The sequence below is a fragment of the Pseudonocardia asaccharolytica DSM 44247 = NBRC 16224 genome (assembly GCF_000423625.1).
GTDB classification, from domain to species: Bacteria; Actinomycetota; Actinomycetes; order Mycobacteriales; family Pseudonocardiaceae; genus Pseudonocardia; species Pseudonocardia asaccharolytica.
In genome coordinates this window covers 1-19,601 of the sequence record NZ_AUII01000019.1, presented here as the reverse complement: position 1 = coordinate 19,601, position 19,601 = coordinate 1, and the positions used below count along the sequence as shown (strand labels likewise).

The following is a 19,601-nucleotide window of genomic DNA, read 5'->3' as shown; positions in this document are numbered from 1 at the left end:
TGTCAGTACCTCTGGCCGGCGAGCGCGTCGAAGTGGTAGAGCTCGCGGGCCGAGGCCACGCGGGTGACGTTCCCCGGGTCGATGTGCTCGAAGCCCGCGCGGTCGGCCAGCCGTTTCACGGTGAGCACGTCGTCGTCGGTGAGGTCCTCGACCCGGGCGTCCGAGCCCAGCGAGGCGATCGAGCCGCCGACGTAGATCACCGTCTCGTAGAGCGAGTCGCCCAGCGCCTGGCCCGCGTCCCCGCCGACGAGCAGGATCCCGGCCTGGGCCATGAACCCGCTCATATGCCCGACGTCCCCGGCGACCAGCACCGTGCCGCCCTTGAGCGAGATGCCGGCCCGGGACGACGCGTCGCCCTCCACGATGAGGGTGCCGCCGTGCGCCGAGGCGCCCGCGCATTCGGAGGCGTTGCCGCGCACCCGCACCGTCCCGCGCATCAGGTTCTCCGCCACCGACCATCCGACGAACCCGTCGACCACCACGTCCGGTCCGGCGCAGAGCCCGCCGATGAAATAGCCGGCATTGCCCTCGATCCGCACCGTGATGCGGTTGTCCAGCCCGACGGCCAGGTTGTGCCTGCCCCACGGCGCCATGACCCGGGCCGCCGCGCCGTCCGGTAGTCCACCGAGCGCCGCGTTGATCTCCCGGGTGGACAGCTGCGTGCAGTCGAGGATCACCGGGTCCACGCGTAGACCTCTTCCGGCACGGGCTCGAACACCCGGGCGTCGCCGATGCCGGGCAGCCCGGCGAGGGCGTGGTACTCCGAGGCGACCGCGACGTAGTCGTCCGTCTCGGCGATCACGGCCGGTTTACAGGCGAACGAGTCCCGCAGCACCGCGAACTGTGTGCCGGTGGTCACCAGCAGGGTGAAGAAGCCGTCGAGCTCCTTGAGGACCATGCGCAGTGCGTCGGCCAGGTCGGCGCCACCGGCGACCTGGTGGCCGATGAACCGGGAGGCCACCTCGGTGTCGTTGTCGGTCGTGCACCCGATCCCGTGCCGCGCCAACCGCCGCCGCACGGTGGCGTGGTTGGAGAACGAGCCGTTGTGCACCACCGCCATGTCCGGGGTGGGCGCGAACGGGTGCGAGTGCTGTGTGGTCACCGCCGATTCGGTGGCCATCCGGGTGTGGCCGATTCCCTGGAATCCGCCCCGTTCGGCGATCCCGTTGCGCACGCAGATCTCCACGGGCGGGCCGACGTCCTTGACGACGTGCATCGCGTGGCCGTCGTGCAGCGCCACGCCCGCGCTGTCCGGCCCCCGGCTCGCCATGCAGTCGAGCATCGGCACCAGCAGCTCCCCGAGGCGCGGATACAGCTCGGCGTTCTTCAGGTGCAGCCCGACGATCCCGCACATCCGCCACACCACCTCCCGTCCCGGTCGATGCCGCGGTGGCCACCGTCTGAGAGTCGTGGCACCGTCCGCAAGGCTTCTGTCAGCCGGCTCGAGCACGATCGTCTCAAGGTCCTGACTTAGGACCTTTCGTCTATACGACTCCTGGCCGGCGCGCTTGTCAAGGCAATCCAGCAACCCGTCCGGATCCGAGGTCGGCCCCGACCACCGGTTCGGGGTAGCCCGGATCAGCGTGCCGGAAACGATCAAGACCTTGCTGCAGGATCAATTAGTTCGCGAACATGCGAACCTGGCTTGTCTCGTGACGCATCATTGCGATCTCCGCCGCCGGCATGTAGGCGCTGGCCATATCGAAAGGTAAGATTGGCTCGGCCAACAGTTGGCAGATCACGGGACGCATCCCGGTGAGGATTCTTTGGGCCGCTATGTGGCTTATCAGGCCCAGCCGGATCGCGACCCCGACGAAGCCTGTGCAGACCACGTGCGCGGAAATGGCACACGCCGCTTCTTCACCCACCTTCACACCCGCCCACACAAGTCCCTGTACGGCGGCAAGCTGTCCCGGGGCCTGACCGGCGCGAACCCGATCACGGTAGGCGCCGGCCTGTGGGGTGTTCACGCTGCTATGCACATCCAGCAGAGCACCACCGGCCCTACGCCCCCCCTCCCGCATCTCTCGCGATAACGCGAGGATGTCGAGCTTGATGTCGACGTTTGCGACCTCGTCCAACGCGTCCTCGGCACGATATGTGGCGACCAGCGCTGGCCGATCGCAGGTGGCCCAGCGGGAGGTAAGCTGCCCTTCCACGAAACTGTGCACGTCGGCGGCCGACTTGACCGCGCCCTCCGCGATCAGCGTTTCCAAGCCCCAGGAGAACGAAATGGTACCGCTGGGGAAGAAGCTGTCGCCGTGCTGGAGGGCGGCGAGAAGAGCGGCTTCACCGGCCATCGTCAATCCTGGTCACACGGCGATCGGAAAAGAAGGCGGCTAGCCGGTCGAGATAGTTTCGCTCGGGCCCCTCGACCGCAATCCTCATGACCGGACCGTCGAAGCGCACTGTCCAATGGTTGTTCCCAGCCTGGTAGCCGAGCTCGAGAGCGGCGGCTATGTCACGTGGCACAAGCGACAGCCAGTTCCGCTCACTGAGGCGGGTGACGATGGCGCGGTCGTCGTCCAGCAGCAGGACGGCACCATCGACGATCCGCGCGGACCGCCTGAGAACCACAGCGCACTCGGTGCCATGGTCGGTTACGACGCGCACGCGGTGTCGCAGCGCATCCTCTTTGCTGAACGTGATGTACTCGATCTTCCCCAAGTGGTCCAACTCGTGCAGGCGCCTGGAGATATCTGGATCGCCCGCCTGGCCAATGATCTCGTTCAGCACCAACAAGTCTGCCGCTCCCTTCGTCAGCGTATAGGCGTGCCTCCTGGTGGCGCGCATTGGGCGCTTACCGCGACGCTTCACTTTCGGCGAGGTGTCGGGCTGAGGCCGGTCAGCAGCTTGCGGGCCGCGACCCATGCAGTGGTCATCGCGCCCCGAAGCGCAAGACCGTTTGGGGCGAGGAGACGCGTCCACACCCCGCACCGGTCGCGGAGAGCTGACACGCCCGCGTAAACGTCCGTCGAGGATCCCAGCTCATCGCGAAACGCGCCGATCATGGCTTCTGTGAATTTTTCCCCGGCTAGCACGACGAAGGATCCTTGAGCGACGAACTCTCCGTTGACTCCAGGCCGCCTTTCCCGGAACAGGTTTCCGGTGATTCGAAACCTGTCCCGTGCTAGCGCCGTGCCGCCCGGCCGCTGAATCTTCAGCTCGCTCTCGAACCAGTCGAACACGCCATCCGCGCCGCTGTAATCGTGCAGGAGAAAAGACTCGCCGGCGATGACCGACGAACTTTCGTGTGCCGATACGTAAAGGGACGATCGGAGGCGAGACCGCGGAAAGAGAATGAGGGGTTCTGGAAGAAACTCAGTGAGCGACTCGGGATAGGCCTCGATCCAAGTCTCCTGCTTCGCTTGGTCCTCCTCCATGCTGTGTACAATCGTCGGAGTCGCGGTTGTGTAGTGGACCTGAGCGTCAGACCCCACGACGAGTGATGTTCGTAAGTCATCGTGCTGTTGCAACCCCGCTGCACACGATTGAACGTAGAGCGTGGCCATACCGGGCGGGTCATGCTCGATGTAGAGCGGCCGGCAGATGTGGAACGGGTAAGGCATGTACTGCCGACTTACGTAGGTGCGTCCCACAGGGTCGCGCGAGAAAACCAGCTCCGCTCGGACGGGCTGATCAAAATACGATCGCGCTGACTGGCCGCCCGGCGTTGGTGTCCCATTCATACCCGCAGACGCGCCTCCGATATCGCCCATCTACTGGTCATTTCGGCGATCTTGCTACGAGTGCATCGTGCAGCACTTGTTCGAGAACCGCGTCGACGCCCTCACCAGTGCGACAGTTGGTCAGGTAGAGAGGCTTCTCGCCGCGCACCGCTTTCGCCTCCCGCACCATGAGGTCGACGTCGGCGCCGACGTACGGTGCAAGATCGGTCTTGTTGATGACGAGAAGATCAGAGAGCACAACCCCGGGGCCGCGTTTACGCGGGATGTCATCACCGCCAGCCACATCGATCACGAACAGCCAGTAGTCCACCAGGGCGAGCGAGAACGTTGAAGCGAGATTGTCCCCACCGCTCTCGATCAGAATGAGGTCGAGATTCTCGAAGGTATCCTCGAGGACGTTGGCCTCGTGGATGTTGAGCGAGGGGTCCTCCCGGATGGCGGTATGGGGACAGGCTCCGGTCTCCACCGCGATCACGCGCTCGGGATCGATGAGCCCACTGCGCTTGAGCCGTTGTGCGTCCTCCTGTGTGACGAGGTCGTTTGTGATCACGCCGACCTCGATTCCACGCTTGATCACCCGTGGCACGATCTGCTCGATCAGCGCGGTCTTGCCCGAGCCGACGGGCCCTCCGATCCCGACTCGCGCGGCCCCGGGGTATGTGTCTGTCACACTTCCTCCATCGCGTCTCGCGGCTAGCGGAGCATGTACCTCTGGCCGAGCGTGACCTCGGCAAGGGGCTCCACCCACGCCGACTGGCCGTCCACGCTGACCTCGAACGTCTGCGGGTTGACCGCGATCTTGGGCAAAGCGCCGTTGTGGAGCATGTGGCCCTTGTTGAGCTTGCGGGTACCTCGCACCGGCAGGCAGGGCTTGGTGAGACCAAGCCTCGCGGGGCCATCCTCGGCCATGAACTGCTGACTCACGAAGCTGGCGCTCAATGCCTTCTTGGCTTCGCCGAACGCGCCCCACTGCGGCCGCATCAGTATCGGCTCGCAGGTCATGAGCGATGCGGCGCTATCGCCCATAGCCGCCCAGGTAATGAATCCGCCCTTCACGACGAGCTCTGGCTTAACGCCGAAGAAGCCTGGGCGCCACAGTACGATGTCGGCCAATTTCCCACGCTCCAACGAGCCGACGTACTGGTCGATGCCGAAGCAGATCGCCGGATTGATCGTGTACTTGGCGATGTAGCGCTTGATGCGGTTGTTGTCACCTCTCTTGGTGTTCTCCTCCGGCAGCCGACCCCGTTGATCCTTCATCTTGCTGGCCATCTGCCACACTCGGGTGATGCTTTCGTTGATGCGGCCCATGCCCTGACTGTCCGAGCCGAGCATGGAGATGGCGCCCATGTCGTGCAGGACGTCCTCCGCGGCCATGGTTTGCCTGCGAATACGGCTCTCGGCGAAAGCCACATCCTCGGGAACCTTCGGGTCGAGATGGTGGCACACCATGATCATATCGAGAGTTTCATCAAACGTGTCGGCCGTGAACGGATTCGTCGGATTGGTCGACGACGGCAAACAGTTCGGCTCACCCGCGCAGCGGATAATGTCGGGGGCATGACCGCCACCGGCACCCTCGGCGTGGTACATGTGAATCGTTCGGCCGGCAATGGCTTCCATCGTCGACTCAAAGAACCCCGCCTCATTGATGGAATCGGTGTGCAGTTGCACCTGAAAGTCCATCTCGTCGGCGACCCGAAGCGCCGTGTCGATAGCAGCCGGCATGGAGCCCCAGTCCTCGTGTAGCTTCACAGCGAACGCCCCGCCGATAATCTGATCAACGATGGATTCTGGTTTCGACGAGTTGCCGCGTCCCAGAAAGCCGAAGTTGATCGGCCAGGCCTCCACCGACTGAAGCATTTTGCCAACGTTCCAGGGGCCACCGCAGTCGATACCGACGGTGATAGGTCCGAGGGATCCACAGATCATTGTGGTGAGGCCAGCGCTGATCGCGTGCTCGCACAGGCCCGCACTGTCGCTATGGACGTGCACATCGATTCCGCCCGCTGTGGCGATGAGGCCTTCGGCGTCGCGGACCGTGGTAGCTGCGGCCGTGACCATATGCGGATCGACACCGTCCATGAGGCCAGGGTTGCCGCCCTTGCCGATGCCCGCGATCTTGCCGTCCTTGATACCGATATCGGCCTTGACGATTCCCAGAACCGGGTCGATGACCAGGACATTGCTGATAAGCATATCGAGCGAGCCTTGGGCGCTTGTGTAGCCCGGCGCCAGGCCAATCCCGTCGCGCAGTGTCTTGCCGCCTCCGTGCAGGCACTCTTCGCCATGGACAATGAAGTCGTTCTCGACCTCGGCCCACAGGTTGGTGTCGCCGAGGCGAACAGCATCTCCGACCGTCGGGCCGTAGAGTGCGGCGTACTCTTTGCGTGTTAACGTAGCCATCGCTCACGCCCCCTTAAAACCATGTTGGCGGGCCCGCTCGATCGCAAGTTTCTTCGTTGCCTCGCTCCGGACGGAACCGTTTGTCAGATTGTTCAGTCCCCACACCTCGCCGGTGCCACCAAACTCGACCAGCGTCACCTCGACGTGCTCACCGGGCGCGAAACGCTTGGCTGTCCCCGCCGGAACATCGAGGTGCATACCAAAGCTCTTTTCGCGATCGAATTCCAGTTCGCGGTTCGCTTCGAAGAAGTGGAAGTGGCTGCCGACTTGGACCGGGCGGTCTCCGGTGTTGACTACCGTAACCTTTGTGGTGCGCCGTCCAGCGTTGATCTCGATCTCACCTTCCTCCGTCGCGATCTCCCCGGGTTCGACGCGCTCAACCTTCTCTTTTCCTGCGCGAATGGGCTCGTGGATCGTGACGAGTTTCGTGCCCGTCTTCAGTACCGGTTCGACCTGTAGGAAGGGCATGAGTTCGGCGACGCCTGGCATGACGTCGTCGGTGGTGAGAATGGTTGAGCCGTAGGAAATGAGCTCGGCGACCGACTTGCCCTCGCGTGCCCTTTCCATCACCTCGTCAACGATGATTGCGACCGCTTCAGGGTGGTTGAGCTTTAACCCCCTCTCCCTCCGCTTGCGTGCAAGCTCGGCAGCTGTGAAGATCGTCAGTCGCTCAAGCTCAGTCGGAGTGAGTAGCACGACGCGCCTCCTTTTTATTGATCTTTGTCTCTCGGACGCTCCGGGCCCGCTCGGCTCACATGAGCGTGAGATAATGGTCGATCTCCCACTCGGACTCGGTGGTGTGGTAGGCGTCGAACTCGGCGTGCTTGACGGGTCGGCGTAGTTCGCCGACCGGTCGATCTCGCGGTGTTCGACCCGGCCAGCATCGGGCGCCCGGAGCATGAGGCTGCGGTTGTTGCCGCCGTAGGCCACGTATGCCGGAGCCCACGTCGACCCGGACAGCGGTGCCCCCACCCCGATCCGTTTGTAGGAGTTCGCCGTCGGGCAGGCCACCGCGCTCATCGCCGGCGCGTGCGCCATCAGCCCACCGACGTAGGAGTAGGGCGTCTTGGGCAGCCGGAGCCGGTAGGCGTCGTCGCCGTCGTGCAGCCACCCCTGCGCTGTGCGGTCCCCGGCTCGACATGCCGTCGAGCATCGGCACCAGCGGCTTCCCAAGTCGCGGATGCCGCTCGGCGTTCTTCAGATGCAGTCCCGACGATCCCACACATCCGTCCCACCTCAAGTGCAGGTCGGCTCAAGATCTGGACATAGGACTTTTCATCCGACTCCTGGCCGGCGTGTATGTCAAGGCTGCCGAGGCGCGAGACTCAGCCGGTCCCGACTAGCCCGACTGGTCGCCGGCGAAAGATTCGATGGCTACTCCATTCGGCCCTGCCTGCGTGGCCTGTGAGGCCTCTTCTGACCGGCGGCGAGACCGCTGGCCATCCGGCGCGGGGTATAGCCTCGGACGATGGTCCGCGTGGTCACCGCACAGACGTTGACCCAGGCCGTGGCCGAGCATCTCCGCACTCTGATCCATCACGGCGAGGTCGGCCCCGGCGATCGGCTGCCCGCCGAGCGCGAGCTTGCCGAACAGCTCGGGGTCGCCCGGATCAGCGTGCGGGAAGCGATCAAGATCCTGCAGCAGCACGGCTACGTGACGGTCCGCCGAGGAGCGCTCGGCGGCACCTACGTCACCGAGCTGACCGAGCCACTCGAGAAGTGGCGGATGCGGATGCGGACTCAGGCCGGCGAGTTCGACGACATGATTGACTTCCGCATCGCGCTGGAGACCGACGCTGCCCGCCTGGCCGCGATCCGCCGGGACCGCGCGGATCTCGCGACGCTGCGGGCCGCCATCGCGAAGCTCGGCGAGGTCGGCAGCGGCCACGCCGCGTTCCGGCTCGCCGACTCCCAGTTCCACCGCGGGCTGGCCCGGGCGGCGCGCAACGTCCGACTCGAAGCCGCGGTCGAGTCCGTTCGAGGCGAGCTGTTCAGCCCCCACGACCTGCTCCCTTACGTGGATCCTGTCGAAGAGTCCCGACGGGACCACCAACAGATCTACAACGCCGTACGGGATGGCGACCCGGACGCCGCGGCCGACGCGATGCGCGAGCACATCGAGCGCACCCGCCACCAGCTGCGCGAGATCGTGTTCGGCGCCGGGAACGGATTGTCGGCTGCACCTCCCAGCGACGTTATGGCTCCTTAACGTTGTGGCGGGCCGGGTTCCCAGCACGTTATGGCTCCATAACGCGCTGGACGGATGGCGTCGGAGCGCGTTATGGAGCCATAACGCGGGTGGAAGAGCGAGAGCGAAGGGAGCGTCCGTGAGCCGTCGAGCCGCCATCGCGCTGGGCCTGGCCGGTGTCCTCACCGCCGCCGGGGCCCGCACCCCGGTCATCCGGCGCTGGCCCGCGTCGATCGTCCAGGCGGCGCCGTGCCTGATCGCCTCCGAGTCGCCGGGCGCGCAGAGCCTGGTGCACGCGGCCGCCGGGCTGGCCGCGCTGACCCGGGGCGGCTGGCGGCGTCCCGCCGGGCTCGGCGCCGCGCTCGTGAACGCGGCCGCCGTCGCCGGGCTGGCCGACCTGCGCCGCGACGCCGACCGCACCGCCGAGGTGCTGGCCGCCGCCCTCGGCTCCTGGGCCGATGTGCCCGCCGCGACACCGGGACGGGTCCCGGGCCGGCGCCGGGCTCGGGCGCGCTACCGCCGCGCGCTCGATGTGGCCTACGGCCCGGACCCGGCCCACCGCCTCGACATCTGGGCCCGGCCCGGGGTGACCGCAGGCGCACCGGTGTTGATGCAGGTCCACGGTGGCGCGTGGAGCGGCGGGGACAAGGGCAACGAGGCCGAACCGCTGATGGCCTACCTGGCCGAACAGGGCTGGGTGTGCGTGACCGTCAACTACCGGCTGGGTCCCACCCAGCGGTGGCCGTCGATGATCATCGACGTGAAGCGGGCGATCGCCTGGGTCCGCGCGCATATCGCCGGCTACGGCGGCGACCCGGGTTTCCTCACGATCACCGGCGGCTCGGCGGGCGGGCATCTCGCCGCGCTCGCCGCGCTGACCCCGGGCGACCCCGACTTCCAGCCCGGGTTCGCCGACGCCGACACCTCGCTCGCCGCGGCCGTTCCGCTGTATGGCGTGCACGATCTCACCGTCGACGAGCACGGGTTGTTCGCGCTGCTGGAGGGGAAGGTTTTCAGCACCACGCTCGTCGACGACGAACGCGGCTGGCGTCGGGCCTCGCCGGTGCACCGCGCCGGGCCGCACGCGCCACCGTTCTTCGTGATCCACGGCAGCACCGACACGATCGCCTCGGTCGGCCAGTCGCGCCGGCTGGTGCGGCGGCTGCGCGAGGTCAGCCGCTCGCCGGTCTGCTACGCCGAACTGCCCCGCGCCCAGCACGCGTTCGACGCGCTGCCCACCGCGCGCACGGCGCACACCGTGCGGGCCGTGCACCGGTTCCTCGACGGGGTGCACGCCCGATACCGGCGCGGCCGAGAATGCGGCGCGGCCTGATGCACGATCCCGATGGCCGGGGCGCCCGGTGCGATGAGTTCGGGCCGCCCCGGCGGTCGTACCTCCGAGGACCGTGAGGAGGACACGATGACGCAGCGCGGCGGGCCGGTGGCGGCCACGAGCCTCGAGCGCGTCTGGCGGGTGCCGGACGCGCAGGTGGCCGCAGGCCGGATCCCCGGGTACGTGGCCGCGGTCCGTCTCGGCGGGCGGGTGCAGGTCCGGGCCGGCGGCCGGACGGCCATCGAGACGCGGAGCGCGCCGATGCGCGAGGAAACGCTGTTTCGCATCGCCTCGCTCACCAAGCCGATGGGGGGCGCGCTGACGCTCGGCCTCGTGCGCGACGGCGCGCTGGCCCTCGACGACCCGATCGCGCGCTGGCTGCCGGAGGCGGCGAACCCGCGCGTCCTGGTGGCCCCCGGCGCCCCGCTCGACCGCACCACCGAGGCGACGCGGCCGATCACCGTCCGGCATCTGCTGACCATGACCTGCGGCTGGGGCGCGGTGCTGGAGGAGACCCCGCTGCAGGCGGCCATGATGCGGCGGGGCGTCTACCCCGGCCCGCTGCCGCCGCGGATGTCCGGGGACGAGTTCGTGGCGCGGGTCGCCGACCTGCCGATGGCCTTCCAGCCCGGCGAGGGGTGGCTGTACGACACCGGCATCGACCTGCTCGGCGTGCTGCTGTCCCGGGCCACCGGCCAACCGCTGTCCGACCTGCTCGCCGAGCGCGTCACCGGGCCGCTGGGCATGACGTCCACGAGCTTCGGGACACCGCACACCGACCGGCTGGCCACGGCCTACCAGCCGGGGTCCGACGGGCTGGAGCTGCTGGACCCGCCGGACGGCGCCTTCGCCGGCCCATCCGCCTTCGAGCAGCTGGGCTCCGGGCTGGTGTCCACCGCGCCCGACGTCCTGCGCTTCTTCTGCGCCATGGCCGACGGCGGCGGGCCGGTGCTGGGCGCCGACTCGGTCGCGCTGATGACGGCCGACGCGCTCACCGGCGACCAGCGCCGCCAGGCGCTGCCCATCGTCGGTCCCGGTGGTTCGTGGGGCCTGGCCACGGCGGTGGACGTCGAGGCCGCCGATCCGTGGATGGCGCCGGGTCGCTGGGGCTGGGACGGCGGGACCGGGACGACCGCGCGCGTCGACCCGGAGCGCGGCACCGTCGGCGTCCTGTTGACCCAGCGGGCGATGACCGGCGCGCAGGACGGGTTCGACGAGTTCTGGGCGGCGGTGGCTGCGGCGGCCACAGCGGCGTGACCTGCGCGGGCGGTGCCCGACCTGCACATCAGCCGTCGGTTCGGACGGTGATGCCCGCTCGGCGGCCGCCCGGGCGAGCCGCTCGTCAAATGTCGCCGGTTCCGCGGGGCCGTTGATCTAGACGATGACGAGCACGCAGCAGTCCGGCATCCGCAGGCCGGTGCAGGCCCGAAGTTCGGCCAGTCGCCCGGCGGCATCGCGCGGCAGTTCGCAGGTGCCGATGCGCAGCTGATCGAGAACGTCCTCGGCTGCACGCAGGCGTCCAAGGTGATCACGCGGGCCACTCGCGGCGCAATGCGTCCAGGTCATCGGGTTGGTAGACGCCGGTCAGCGTCGCGCTGGTCCGTTCCACCGCGGCCCGCTCGGCAGCCACGGAGGCGCGCAGGGCCGCGTGTCCCTCGGCGACGAGCCGGCGCAGCAGTTCGGTCGCCGGCAGGTCTGGCCAGCGGGCAGCCGCATCGGCGAGGGCGTCGCTGACCTCGTCGGTCTCGGTGATCATGTAGCGACGTCGGGTGGTCGGCGTGCAGGAGGTCGATACCCTCCAGCTCGCGGTCGCCGACCCGGGCCCGGAAGCGCAGCACGGAGCCACCGGCGCCGCGCTCGATGGCCTGCCGGAACGAGCCCGCGGGGGTGCCGGTCGGGATGAAGTCATAACCGCATCAGACCTCACGCGGCGGCCGGGGTGATGTCCAGGACGTCCGCGACGAGCTCGTAGGAGCGGATCCGGTCGGCGCCGGCATGGGTCTGGGTGGTGATCATCAGTTCGTCGACGCCGGTGCGTTCAACCAGCTCGGCGACCTGTTCGCGCACCGTCTGCGGGGAGCCGATGATCTGGTCGGCCTGCCGCTTGTCGATGAAGCGGCGCTCCTCGTCGGTGTAGGGGTAGGAGGCGGCCTCCTCGGGGCTGGGCACGGGGCCCGGCCGACCCAGCCGCAGCTGCAGGAACGACAGCGCACCCGGCAGCGCGAGCCGCTGTGCCTGCGCGTCGGTGTCGGCGCACACGACGTTCACCCCGATCAGCGCCTGCGGGGCGTCGAGGATCGGCGAGGGCCGGAACCGCTCGCGGTAGAGCGCCAGCGCCGGCAGCGTGTTCTCGGCGCTGAAGTGATGGGCGAAGGCGAACGGCAGGCCGAGCAGCCCGGCGACCTGCGCGCTGTACCCGCTCGAACCCAGCAGCCAGATCACAGGCGCGTGACCGGCGGCCGGGACGGCGGTCACCGGGCCCTCGCCGCGGAAGTAGGCGGCCAGCTCGGACAGCTGCTCGGGGAAGTCGTCGACGTTGCCCGGGTCGGCGCCGCGGCGCAGCGCGCGGGCCGTGCGCGGGTCGGTGCCCGGGGCCCGGCCGATACCCAGGTCGATGCGGCCGGGATGCAGCGCCTCGAGGGTGCCGAACTGCTCGGCGACGACGAGCGGCTGGTGGTTGGGCAGCATCACCCCGCCCGACCCCACCCGGATCGACTCCGAGGCGGCTGCGAGGTGGGCGATCAGGACGGCGGGGGCAGAGCTCGCGATGCCGGGCATGCCGTGGTGCTCGGCCACCCAGTACCGGCGATAGCCGAGCTCCTCGGCGCGCCGGACCAGCCTCGTGCTGGTCGCCAGCGCGGCGGTGGCCGTCGAGCCGGAACCGACGGGAACGAGGTCGAGGACGGAGAGGGTCGCCACGTCGCCTGCAACATCCAGGGTGCGGCGGATCTTCCCGCGGCTCCTCCCTGGGCCCGCCCGGGACGCCGGTCACCGGCCTGGCCTCGACCGCTAGCCTCGACGGCACATATCCGCACGTTCACCGGAGGCCCGTCGTGTCCGCACCGCCCGCCCAGCCCGCGTCCGCCCCCGTCCGGGTGCCGGCCGGGACCACCGCAGGCGCGGCCGTCCGCGCGGCGGGGTGGCCGACCGGCGGGCCGGATGCGATCGTCGTGGTCCGCGACGCCGAGGGCGCCCTGCGGGACCTGGCCTGGGCCCCGGACGCCGACGTCGAGGTCGAGCCCGTCGCCGCCGGCACCGAGGACGGCCGCAGCGTCATCCGGCACTCCGCGGCGCATGTGCTCGCCCAGGCCGTCCAGCAGCTGCACCCGGAGGCCAAGCTCGGCATCGGCCCGCCCATCACCGACGGCTTCTACTACGACTTCGACGTCGAGCGGCCCTTCACCCCGGAGGACCTCACCAAGCTCGAATCGGCCATGCGCAAGATCATCAAGTCCGGGCAGCGCTTCTCCCGGCGCCGGTTCGCCTCCCTCGACGAGGCCCGCGCCGAGCTCGCCGACGAGCCCTACAAGCTGGAGCTGATCGAGCTGAAGGGCGGCGTCTCCGAGGACTCCGAGGTGATGGAGGTCGACGCCTCCGGCGAGCTGACCAGCTACGACAATGTGCACGCGCATACCGGTGAGACGGTCTGGTCGGATCTGTGCCGCGGTCCGCACGTCCCCACCACGAAGTTCATCCCGGCGCTCAAGCTGATGCGCACAGCCGCGGCGTACTGGCGGGGCAGCGAGCGCAACCCGCAGCTGCAGCGCATCTACGGCACCGCGTGGGAGAGCCAGGAGGCCCTCGACGCGCATCTGCACCGGCTGGCCGAGGCCGAACGCCGCGACCACCGCCGCCTCGGCGCCGAGCTCGACCTGTTCTCCTTCCCCGACGAGATCGGCTCCGGGCTTCCGGTGTTCCACCCCAAGGGCGGGGTGATCCGCAAGGAGCTGGAGGACTACTCGCGGCGCCGCCACGAGGAGGCGGGCTACGAGTTCGTCAACACCCCGCACATCACCAAGGGTCAGCTGTTCGAGATCTCCGGACACCTGGGCTGGTACTCCGAGGGGATGTACCCGGGGATGCATCTGGACGCCGAGCTGAACCCGGACGGCAGCGTGCGCAAGCCCGGCCAGGACTACTACCTGAAGCCGATGAACTGCCCGATGCACAACCTGATCTTCCGCTCGCGCGGGCGCAGCTACCGGGAGCTGCCGCTGCGGCTGTTCGAGTTCGGCACGGTGTACCGGTACGAGAAATCCGGTGTGGTGCACGGGCTGACCCGGGCCCGCGGCTTCACCCAGGACGACGCGCACATCTACTGCACGCCCGAGCAGATGCAGGACGAGATCCGCTCGCTGCTGACCTTCGTGCTCGACCTGCTACGCGACTACGGCCTCGACGAGTTCTACCTGGAACTGTCGACCCGCGACCCGGAGAAGTCGATCGGCAACGACGCCGACTGGGAGCGCGCCACGGACGAGCTGCGCGCGGCCGCCGAGGCCAGCGGGCTGGACCTGGTGCTCGATCCGGGCGGCGCCGCGTTCTACGCGCCCAAGATCAGCGTCCAGACGAAGGACGCGATCGGGCGCTCGTGGCAGATGTCGACCATCCAGGTCGACCTGATGCTGCCCGACCGCTTCGATCTGACCTACACCGCCGCCGACGGCACCCGGCAGCGGCCGGTGATGATCCACCGCGCGCTGTTCGGCTCGATCGAACGCTTCTTCGGCGTCCTCACCGAGCACTACGCGGGCGCGTTCCCGGCCTGGCTCTCGCCGGTCCAGGTGGTCGCCATCCCGGTGACTGACGACCAGGTCGAGCACGTGGCGGGCATCGCGAAGGCGCTGCGCTCCCGCGGGGTCCGCGTCGAGGTCGACGCCGGGGACGACCGGATGCAGAAGAAGATCCGCACCCACACGCTGGCCAAGGTGCCGTTCCTGTTGCTGGCCGGCGCCCGCGACGTCGAGGCGGGCGCGGTCAGCTTCCGGTTCCGGGACGGCACCCAGCGCAACGGAATTCCGGTGGACGCCGCCGTCGAGGCGATCGTCGGCTGGATCCAGCGGCGCGACAACGCCTCGCCGACCGCGGAAGCGTTTCCGATCAGCGAATGAGCGCCGCATAGGATCGAACCGTGAACGAGCCGGCGATGGTGCCCCAGGACGGAGTCGGGACACCGGACGGGTTCCGCCGGTTATGGACTCCGCACCGGCTGGCCTACATCAAGGAGGCGGGGGAGGGCAGCTGCCCGTTCTGCCGCATCCCCGGCCTGCCCGACCATGAGGGCCTCATCGTGGCCCGCGGCGAGACGGTGTACGCGCTGCTCAACCTGCACCCGTACAACCCGGGGCATCTCATGGTGCTGCCCTACCGGCACGTCGCCGACCTGGAGGACCTCACCGACCGCGAGGCCGCCGAGCTGATGCGGTTCACCCAGCGGGCGGTACGGGCGATGAAGCGGGTCGAGACGCCGCACGCGTTCAACGTGGGGCTCAACCTGGGCACCGCAGCGGGCGGGTCGCTCGCCGAGCATCTGCATCAGCACGTCGTGCCGCGGTGGGGCGGAGATGCGAACTTCATCACCATCGTCGGGCAGACGAAGGTCATTCCGCAGCTGCTGTCGGAGACCCGTGACCTGCTCGCCGAGGCCTGGGAACCCGCGACGAACAGCGAGCCCCCGGTCCGCCACACGTCCACTCGTGACTAGGCTTGATCTGGTTCGTCGTCCCTGATCAACACCTGTTCGCCACTGCCCGGCAGGAGTCGGCACCCGTCGATGCTCAATCTCCACGCTCGTGCCCGAGTCAACCGTCTGCTCGATCCGGTTGGCCGCTGGCTGGTCGGCCGGGGGATGACGCCGGACGCGGTGACGGTCGCCGGCACCGTCGGTTCGGTGGCCGCCGCGCTGTGGTTCCTGCCCCGCGGCCAGCTCGTCGCCGGGGCGTGGGTGGTCACCGCCTTCGTCCTGTTCGACCTCGTCGACGGCGCGATGGCGCGCGCCCGCGGCCGGTGCACGGCGTTCGGCGCGGTCCTCGACTCCACCTGCGACCGAATCGCCGACGGTGCGCTGTTCGCGGGGCTCGCGTGGTGGTGCCTCGGCGTGGGGGAGCAGCGGCTGGTCGGGGTCGCGGCGCTGATCTGTCTGGTCACCGGCCAGCTCATCTCCTATATCAAGGCCCGGGCGGAGGCCGAGGGGCTGCGCGCCGACGGAGGGCTGGTCGAGCGGGCCGAACGGCTGATCGTCGCGCTGCTCGGGACGTTCCTCGAGGGCGTCGGGGTGCCGTATGCGCTGGCCGTGGCGCTGTGGCTGCTCGCGGCGGCGTCGTTGTGGACGGCCGGGCAGCGGATGGTCGCGACCTACCGCAGCGCGCGGGCCGAGCCGAGGTCGTCGTGACGGGTGGGCGGCTGGGTGGCTGGGCAGCGGATCGGGGCTACGCCGCGGGATGGCGGTTCGTCCGGGCGTTGCCGCCACGGATGGCGCACGGCGCGTTCCGGCTCGGGGCCGATATCGCCGCCCGCCGCGACGGCAGGGGGGCCCAGCAACTGCGGGCGAACCTGGCGAGGGTCGTTCCCGACGCCACCGCGGCCGAGCTGGACGACCTCATGCGCGCCGGCCTGCGCAGCTACGCGCGCTACTGGTGCGAGGCGTTCCGGCTGCCGTCGATGGACCCGCGGGAGATCCACCGCCGGATGGACCCGCACGTCACCGGCATGGAACCCGCGTGGGAGGCCCTTGACCAGGGCCGAGGGGTGGTCTTCGCGCTGCCGCACGGCGGAAACTGGGACATGGCCGGCGTCTGGTTCGTCGAATCGCTGCGCCTGCAGGGCCGCGAACCGGTGTTCACCACGGTGGTCGAGCGGCTGCGGCCGGAGTCGCTGTACCGCCGGTTCGTCGACTACCGGGAGTCGCTGGGCTTCGAGGTCGTCGCCGCCGAGGCCGGCGCCGCCGCCTATCGCACGCTGATGACGAGGCTCAGGGCGGGCGGAACCGTCTGCCTGGTCGCCGACCGCGACCTGCGCGGCTCCGGCGCCACCGTGTCGTTCTTCGGCGAGCCCGCCACCTTCCCGCGTGGCCCGGCGCGGCTCGCGGCGCTGACCGGTGCCCTCCTGCTCCCTGCCTATCCGCATTTCACGGCGGACGGGTGGGCGCTTCCGCTGGCGGCACCGATCACGGTGCCCGACCGCGCCGGCGTCGACAAGGCCACCCAGGCGGTCGCCGATGCGTTCACCGGTCTGATCACCCGGGCCCCGGCCGACTGGCACATGCTGCAGCCCGTGTTCACGGCGGATCGGGTATCGGTGGTCTCATGACCCCGCTGCGGATCGGCCTCGTGTGTCCGTACTCACTCGACGTTCCCGGCGGGGTGCAGGGACATGTGGTCGACCTGGCCCGCGCACTGCAGGCCCGCGGGCACACGGTGGAGGTGCTGGCCCCGGCCGAGGACGACGGGGACCTGCCCGCCTTCGTCACCCCGGCCGGACGGTCGCTCGGGGTGCCCTACAACGGATCGGTCGCGCGGGTCCGGTTCGGGCCGGTGGCCTATGCCCGGGTCAGACGCTGGCTCGCCGAGCACACCTTCGATGTTCTGCACCTGCACGAACCCACCACCTTCTCGATCTCGGTGCTGGCGCTGCTGGCCGCCGAGGGCCCGATCGTCGCCACGTTCCACACCTCGACCGAGCGCTCCCGCGCGCTCATCGCGTTCGGTGGGGTGCTGCGGCCGCTGATGGAGAAGGTGACCGCGCGGATCGCGGTGTCGCCGCTGGCGCGCCGGGTGCAGGTCGAACACCTCGGCGGGGACGCCGTCGAGATCCCCAACGGGGTCGACGTGCGCCGGTTCGCCCACGGCCCGCTGCTGCCCGGCTTTCCGCGGGCGGACGGCGCCACCGTCGGCTTCCTCGGCCGCTTCGACGAGCCACGCAAGGGCATGCCGGTGCTGCTCGGCGCGCTGCGGCTGCTCGAGGGGAGCCGGGCGGGGCTGCGGCTGCTCGTCATCGGCCGGGGCGATGCGGACGCGCTGCGCCGGCACGCGGGCCCCGCGCTGGCCGACCGGCTCGACATCCTCGGGGCCGTCGACGAGGCCACCAAGGCCGCCGCGCTGCGCTCGATTGACGTCTACTGCGCACCCAATCTGGGTGGGGAGAGCTTCGGGATGGTCCTCACCGAGGCGATGGCCGCCGGGGCGCCGGTGCTGGCCAGCGATCTGGATGCGTTCCGCCGGGTGCTCGGCGGGTCCGACGGCCCGCGGACCGGGGCCCCCGCCGGGGTGTTCGTCCCGCCCGGCGATGCGCGGGCGCTCGCCGCCGCGCTGGCCGACCTGCTCGATGACCCGGCCCGGCGCGCGGCGTTGACGGCAGCCGGGCGGCGGCGCGTGGCCGAGTACGACTGGCCGGTGGTCGCGGACTCCGTGCTGCAGGTCTACCGGGCGGCGATGGCGGCCGACCCACGCCGGCTCGTGCCGGTGCGGGAGGGGGTGTCGTGATGGTTCTCGCGTGGATCGCGCTGATCGCGCTGCTGCTCGTCGTGACGTGGGTGAGCGTGCTCAGCGTCAGCCGCGCCCGGCGACTGGACCGGCTCCACGTCCGCACGGACGCGGCGCGCGCCGGCCTGGAGGCGGCGCTGGACCGGCGGTCGAGGGTGGCCGGTCGGATCGCGGCGGCGCTGCACGCCGGCGGGCGGGACGCCACGGCACTGCACAGCGCGCTGACGGGGGCGCGCACCGCTGCCGCGAACGACCGCGAGTCCGCGGAGAACGCCCTGACCAGAGCGTTGAGCGAGATCGATCGCAGCGCGGTGGCCGACGGCGTGGTGCGCGAACTCGTCGACGCCGAGCAGCTGGTCATCCTCGCCCGCCGGGTGTACAACGACGCCGTCCGCGACACCCTCGGGCTGCGTTCGCGACGGCTGGTGGCCTGGCTGCGGCTGGCCGGAACGGCACCGCTGCCGCGGTATTTCGATATCGCCGACCCCGATCCGATGCCGACGACAGGGCGCCGGAGCGTGGCGTAGCGGCCGCCTTGTGCTGACGTACCATTAACAGCGATTTCGTTCTCCTCCAGAGAGGTATCGCCGTGTCGCGCGACCAGGCCCATTCCGAGAACACCGGCCCTCAGCAGGGGACCGCGCGCGTCAAGCGCGGTATGGCCGAGATGCTCAAGGGTGGGGTGATCATGGATGTGGTCACTCCGGAGCAGGCGAAGATCGCCGAGGATGCCGGGGCGGTCGCGGTGATGGCCTTGGAGCGGGTGCCGGCGGATATCCGGGCGCAGGGTGGGGTGGCCCGGATGAGTGATCCGGACATGATCGCCGGGATCGTGGAGGCGGTGTCGATCCCGGTGATGGCCAAGGCGCGGATCGGGCATTTCGTCGAGGCGCAGGTGCTGCAGGCGCTCGGGGTGGATTACGTGGATGAGTCGGAGGTGTTGACCCCGGCGGACGAGGCGCATCACATCGACAAGTGGGCGTTCACGGTGCCGTTCGTGTGTGGGGCGACGAATCTGGGGGAGGCGTTGCGGCGGATCGCCGAGGGGGCGGCGATGGTCCGGTCGAAGGGGGAGGCCGGGACCGGGAACATCGTGGAGGCGACCCGGCACATGCGGGCGATCCGGGGGGAGATTCGCCGGTTGGGCGGGTTGGACGGGGCGGAGTTGTTCGGGGCGGCCAAGGCGTGGGCCGCGCCGGTGGAGTTGGTGGCCGAGGTGGCCCGGGCGGGGCGGTTGCCGGTGGTGTTGTTCACCGCGGGGGGGATCGCGACGCCGGCGGATGCGGCGATGATGATGCAGTTGGGTGCGGAGGGGGTGTTCGTGGGGTCGGGCATCTTCAAGTCGGGGGATCCGGCGCAGCGGGCGGCGGCGATCGTGAAGGCCACCACGTTCTACGACGATCCGGATGTGTTGGCGAAGGTGTCGCGGGGGTTGGGGGAGGCGATGGTGGGGATCAACATCCCGGATCTGCCGACCGAGCAGCGCTACGCCGATCGCGGCTGGT

The 19,601-nt window shown here is 69.5% G+C and carries 20 protein-coding genes and 1 pseudogene; 10 read left to right on the top strand and 11 right to left on the bottom strand.

Going from position 1 to position 19,601, the window contains the following annotated elements; translation table 11 throughout:
* Positions 1-2: 2 nt before the first annotated feature.
* The 9 genes and pseudogenes from G567_RS0117430 to G567_RS36280 form a co-directional block, all read right to left on the bottom strand.
* Positions 3-686: a GltB/FmdC/FwdC-like GXGXG domain-containing protein gene (locus tag G567_RS0117430; RefSeq protein WP_051233227.1), complete on the bottom strand. Its 684-nt coding sequence runs from the start codon at positions 684-686 to the stop codon at positions 3-5.
* Positions 674-1,354, bottom strand: coding sequence for a class II glutamine amidotransferase domain-containing protein (locus tag G567_RS0117425; protein ID WP_028930992.1), 681 nt, complete (start codon positions 1,352-1,354; stop codon positions 674-676). Before G567_RS0117425 ends, G567_RS0117430 begins: the two co-directional genes overlap by 13 nt.
* Before the next feature lie 265 nt (positions 1,355-1,619).
* Positions 1,620-2,300, bottom strand: a complete 681-nt coding sequence (locus G567_RS0117420; protein WP_028930991.1) for an urease accessory protein UreF — start codon at positions 2,298-2,300, stop codon at positions 1,620-1,622.
* Positions 2,290-2,736 carry an urease accessory protein UreE gene (gene ureE, locus G567_RS0117415; protein WP_211223957.1) on the bottom strand — a complete coding sequence of 149 codons (447 nt, stop codon included), beginning with the start codon at positions 2,734-2,736 and terminating at the stop codon, positions 2,290-2,292. Before ureE ends, G567_RS0117420 begins: the two co-directional genes overlap by 11 nt.
* A 77-nt stretch (positions 2,737-2,813) precedes the next feature.
* A complete protein-coding gene (locus G567_RS29550; protein ID WP_161631718.1) occupies positions 2,814-3,512 on the bottom strand; it encodes an urease accessory protein UreD in 699 nt (232 codons plus the stop codon).
* 214 nt (positions 3,513-3,726) lie between these two features.
* On the bottom strand, positions 3,727-4,359 hold the full coding sequence (gene ureG / locus G567_RS29545) for an urease accessory protein UreG (RefSeq protein ID WP_037057572.1): 633 nt from the start codon (positions 4,357-4,359) through the stop codon (positions 3,727-3,729).
* Between the two features lie 23 nt (positions 4,360-4,382).
* The gene (gene ureC, locus G567_RS0117400; protein WP_028930989.1) at positions 4,383-6,095 is read right to left on the bottom strand and encodes an urease subunit alpha; all 1,713 of its coding nucleotides are present in this window, start codon (positions 6,093-6,095) and stop codon (positions 4,383-4,385) included.
* 3 nt (positions 6,096-6,098) lie between these two features.
* Entirely contained in the window at positions 6,099-6,809 is a 711-nt protein-coding gene (locus G567_RS36285) for an urease subunit beta (RefSeq protein ID WP_425414263.1), read from the bottom strand.
* Positions 6,810-6,995: 186 nt separating this feature from the next.
* Positions 6,996-7,268 (bottom strand): annotated as a pseudogene (locus G567_RS36280) (hypothetical protein); the annotation flags it as partial.
* 295 nt (positions 7,269-7,563) lie between these two features.
* Here G567_RS36280 and G567_RS29540 point away from each other — a divergent pair.
* The 3 genes from G567_RS29540 (at position 7,564) to G567_RS0117380 (ending at position 10,873) form a co-directional block, all read left to right on the top strand.
* Positions 7,564-8,304 (top strand): FadR/GntR family transcriptional regulator, encoded by a 741-nt coding sequence (locus tag G567_RS29540; protein ID WP_084796210.1) that lies wholly within the window; start codon positions 7,564-7,566, stop codon positions 8,302-8,304.
* A 118-nt stretch (positions 8,305-8,422) separates the two neighbouring features.
* Positions 8,423-9,616 (top strand): alpha/beta hydrolase, encoded by a 1,194-nt coding sequence (locus G567_RS29535; protein ID WP_051233224.1) that lies wholly within the window; start codon positions 8,423-8,425, stop codon positions 9,614-9,616.
* Between the two features lie 87 nt (positions 9,617-9,703).
* Positions 9,704-10,873 (top strand): serine hydrolase domain-containing protein, encoded by a 1,170-nt coding sequence (locus G567_RS0117380; RefSeq protein ID WP_028930987.1) that lies wholly within the window; start codon positions 9,704-9,706, stop codon positions 10,871-10,873.
* Between the two features lie 271 nt (positions 10,874-11,144).
* Here G567_RS0117380 and G567_RS0117375 read toward each other — a convergent pair whose 3' ends face one another.
* On the bottom strand, positions 11,145-11,372 hold the full coding sequence (locus G567_RS0117375) for a hypothetical protein (protein WP_028930986.1): 228 nt from the start codon (positions 11,370-11,372) through the stop codon (positions 11,145-11,147).
* 167 nt (positions 11,373-11,539) lie between these two features.
* The gene (locus G567_RS0117365) at positions 11,540-12,535 is read right to left on the bottom strand and encodes an LLM class flavin-dependent oxidoreductase (protein WP_245585687.1); all 996 of its coding nucleotides are present in this window, start codon (positions 12,533-12,535) and stop codon (positions 11,540-11,542) included.
* 134 nt (positions 12,536-12,669) lie between these two features.
* On the opposite strand from G567_RS0117365, the gene thrS reads away from it, so the two are divergent.
* The 7 genes from thrS to pdxS form a co-directional block, all read left to right on the top strand.
* Positions 12,670-14,727, top strand: a complete 2,058-nt coding sequence (gene thrS, locus G567_RS0117360) for a threonine--tRNA ligase (RefSeq protein ID WP_028930984.1) — start codon at positions 12,670-12,672, stop codon at positions 14,725-14,727.
* 35 nt (positions 14,728-14,762) lie between these two features.
* Positions 14,763-15,320 carry an HIT family protein gene (locus G567_RS0117355; RefSeq protein ID WP_028930983.1) on the top strand — a complete coding sequence of 186 codons (558 nt, stop codon included), beginning with the start codon at positions 14,763-14,765 and terminating at the stop codon, positions 15,318-15,320.
* Positions 15,321-15,389: 69 nt separating this feature from the next.
* Positions 15,390-16,007: a phosphatidylinositol phosphate synthase gene (gene pgsA, locus G567_RS0117350; RefSeq protein ID WP_028930982.1), complete on the top strand. Its 618-nt coding sequence runs from the start codon at positions 15,390-15,392 to the stop codon at positions 16,005-16,007.
* Entirely contained in the window at positions 16,004-16,924 is a 921-nt protein-coding gene (locus tag G567_RS0117345) for a phosphatidylinositol mannoside acyltransferase (RefSeq protein ID WP_245585686.1), read from the top strand. The genes pgsA and G567_RS0117345 overlap by 4 nt, the downstream gene beginning before the upstream one ends.
* A 5-nt stretch (positions 16,925-16,929) precedes the next feature.
* Positions 16,930-18,096, top strand: coding sequence for a glycosyltransferase family 4 protein (locus G567_RS0117340; protein WP_028930980.1), 1,167 nt, complete (start codon positions 16,930-16,932; stop codon positions 18,094-18,096).
* On the top strand, positions 18,096-18,623 hold the full coding sequence (locus tag G567_RS0117335; RefSeq protein WP_028930979.1) for a LemA family protein: 528 nt from the start codon (positions 18,096-18,098) through the stop codon (positions 18,621-18,623). Before G567_RS0117340 ends, G567_RS0117335 begins: the two co-directional genes overlap by 1 nt.
* Positions 18,624-18,754: 131 nt before the next feature.
* Positions 18,755-19,601 (top strand): pyridoxal 5'-phosphate synthase lyase subunit PdxS (pdxS, locus tag G567_RS0117330; protein ID WP_084796313.1); only part of this gene is annotated, 847 nt, incomplete at its 3' end.

What these genes read in the sequence shown, in the direction of transcription:
- ureC (WP_028930989.1), bottom strand. Translation starts at nt 6,095, where the DNA reads ATGGCTACGTTAACACGCAAAGAGTACGCCGCACTCTACGGCCCGACG.
- G567_RS0117335 (WP_028930979.1), top strand. Translation starts at nt 18,096, where the DNA reads ATGGTTCTCGCGTGGATCGCGCTGATCGCGCTGCTGCTCGTCGTGACG.
- G567_RS0117380 (WP_028930987.1), top strand. Translation starts at nt 9,704, where the DNA reads ATGACGCAGCGCGGCGGGCCGGTGGCGGCCACGAGCCTCGAGCGCGTC.
- G567_RS29540 (WP_084796210.1), top strand. Translation starts at nt 7,564, where the DNA reads ATGGTCCGCGTGGTCACCGCACAGACGTTGACCCAGGCCGTGGCCGAG.
- G567_RS0117375 (WP_028930986.1), bottom strand. Translation starts at nt 11,372, where the DNA reads ATGATCACCGAGACCGACGAGGTCAGCGACGCCCTCGCCGATGCGGCT.
- G567_RS0117420 (WP_028930991.1), bottom strand. Translation starts at nt 2,300, where the DNA reads ATGGCCGGTGAAGCCGCTCTTCTCGCCGCCCTCCAGCACGGCGACAGC.
- pgsA (WP_028930982.1), top strand. Translation starts at nt 15,390, where the DNA reads ATGCTCAATCTCCACGCTCGTGCCCGAGTCAACCGTCTGCTCGATCCG.
- G567_RS0117425 (WP_028930992.1), bottom strand. Translation starts at nt 1,354, where the DNA reads ATGTGCGGGATCGTCGGGCTGCACCTGAAGAACGCCGAGCTGTATCCG.
- G567_RS29550 (WP_161631718.1), bottom strand. Translation starts at nt 3,512, where the DNA reads ATGGCCACGCTCTACGTTCAATCGTGTGCAGCGGGGTTGCAACAGCAC.
- G567_RS0117355 (WP_028930983.1), top strand. Translation starts at nt 14,763, where the DNA reads ATGGTGCCCCAGGACGGAGTCGGGACACCGGACGGGTTCCGCCGGTTA.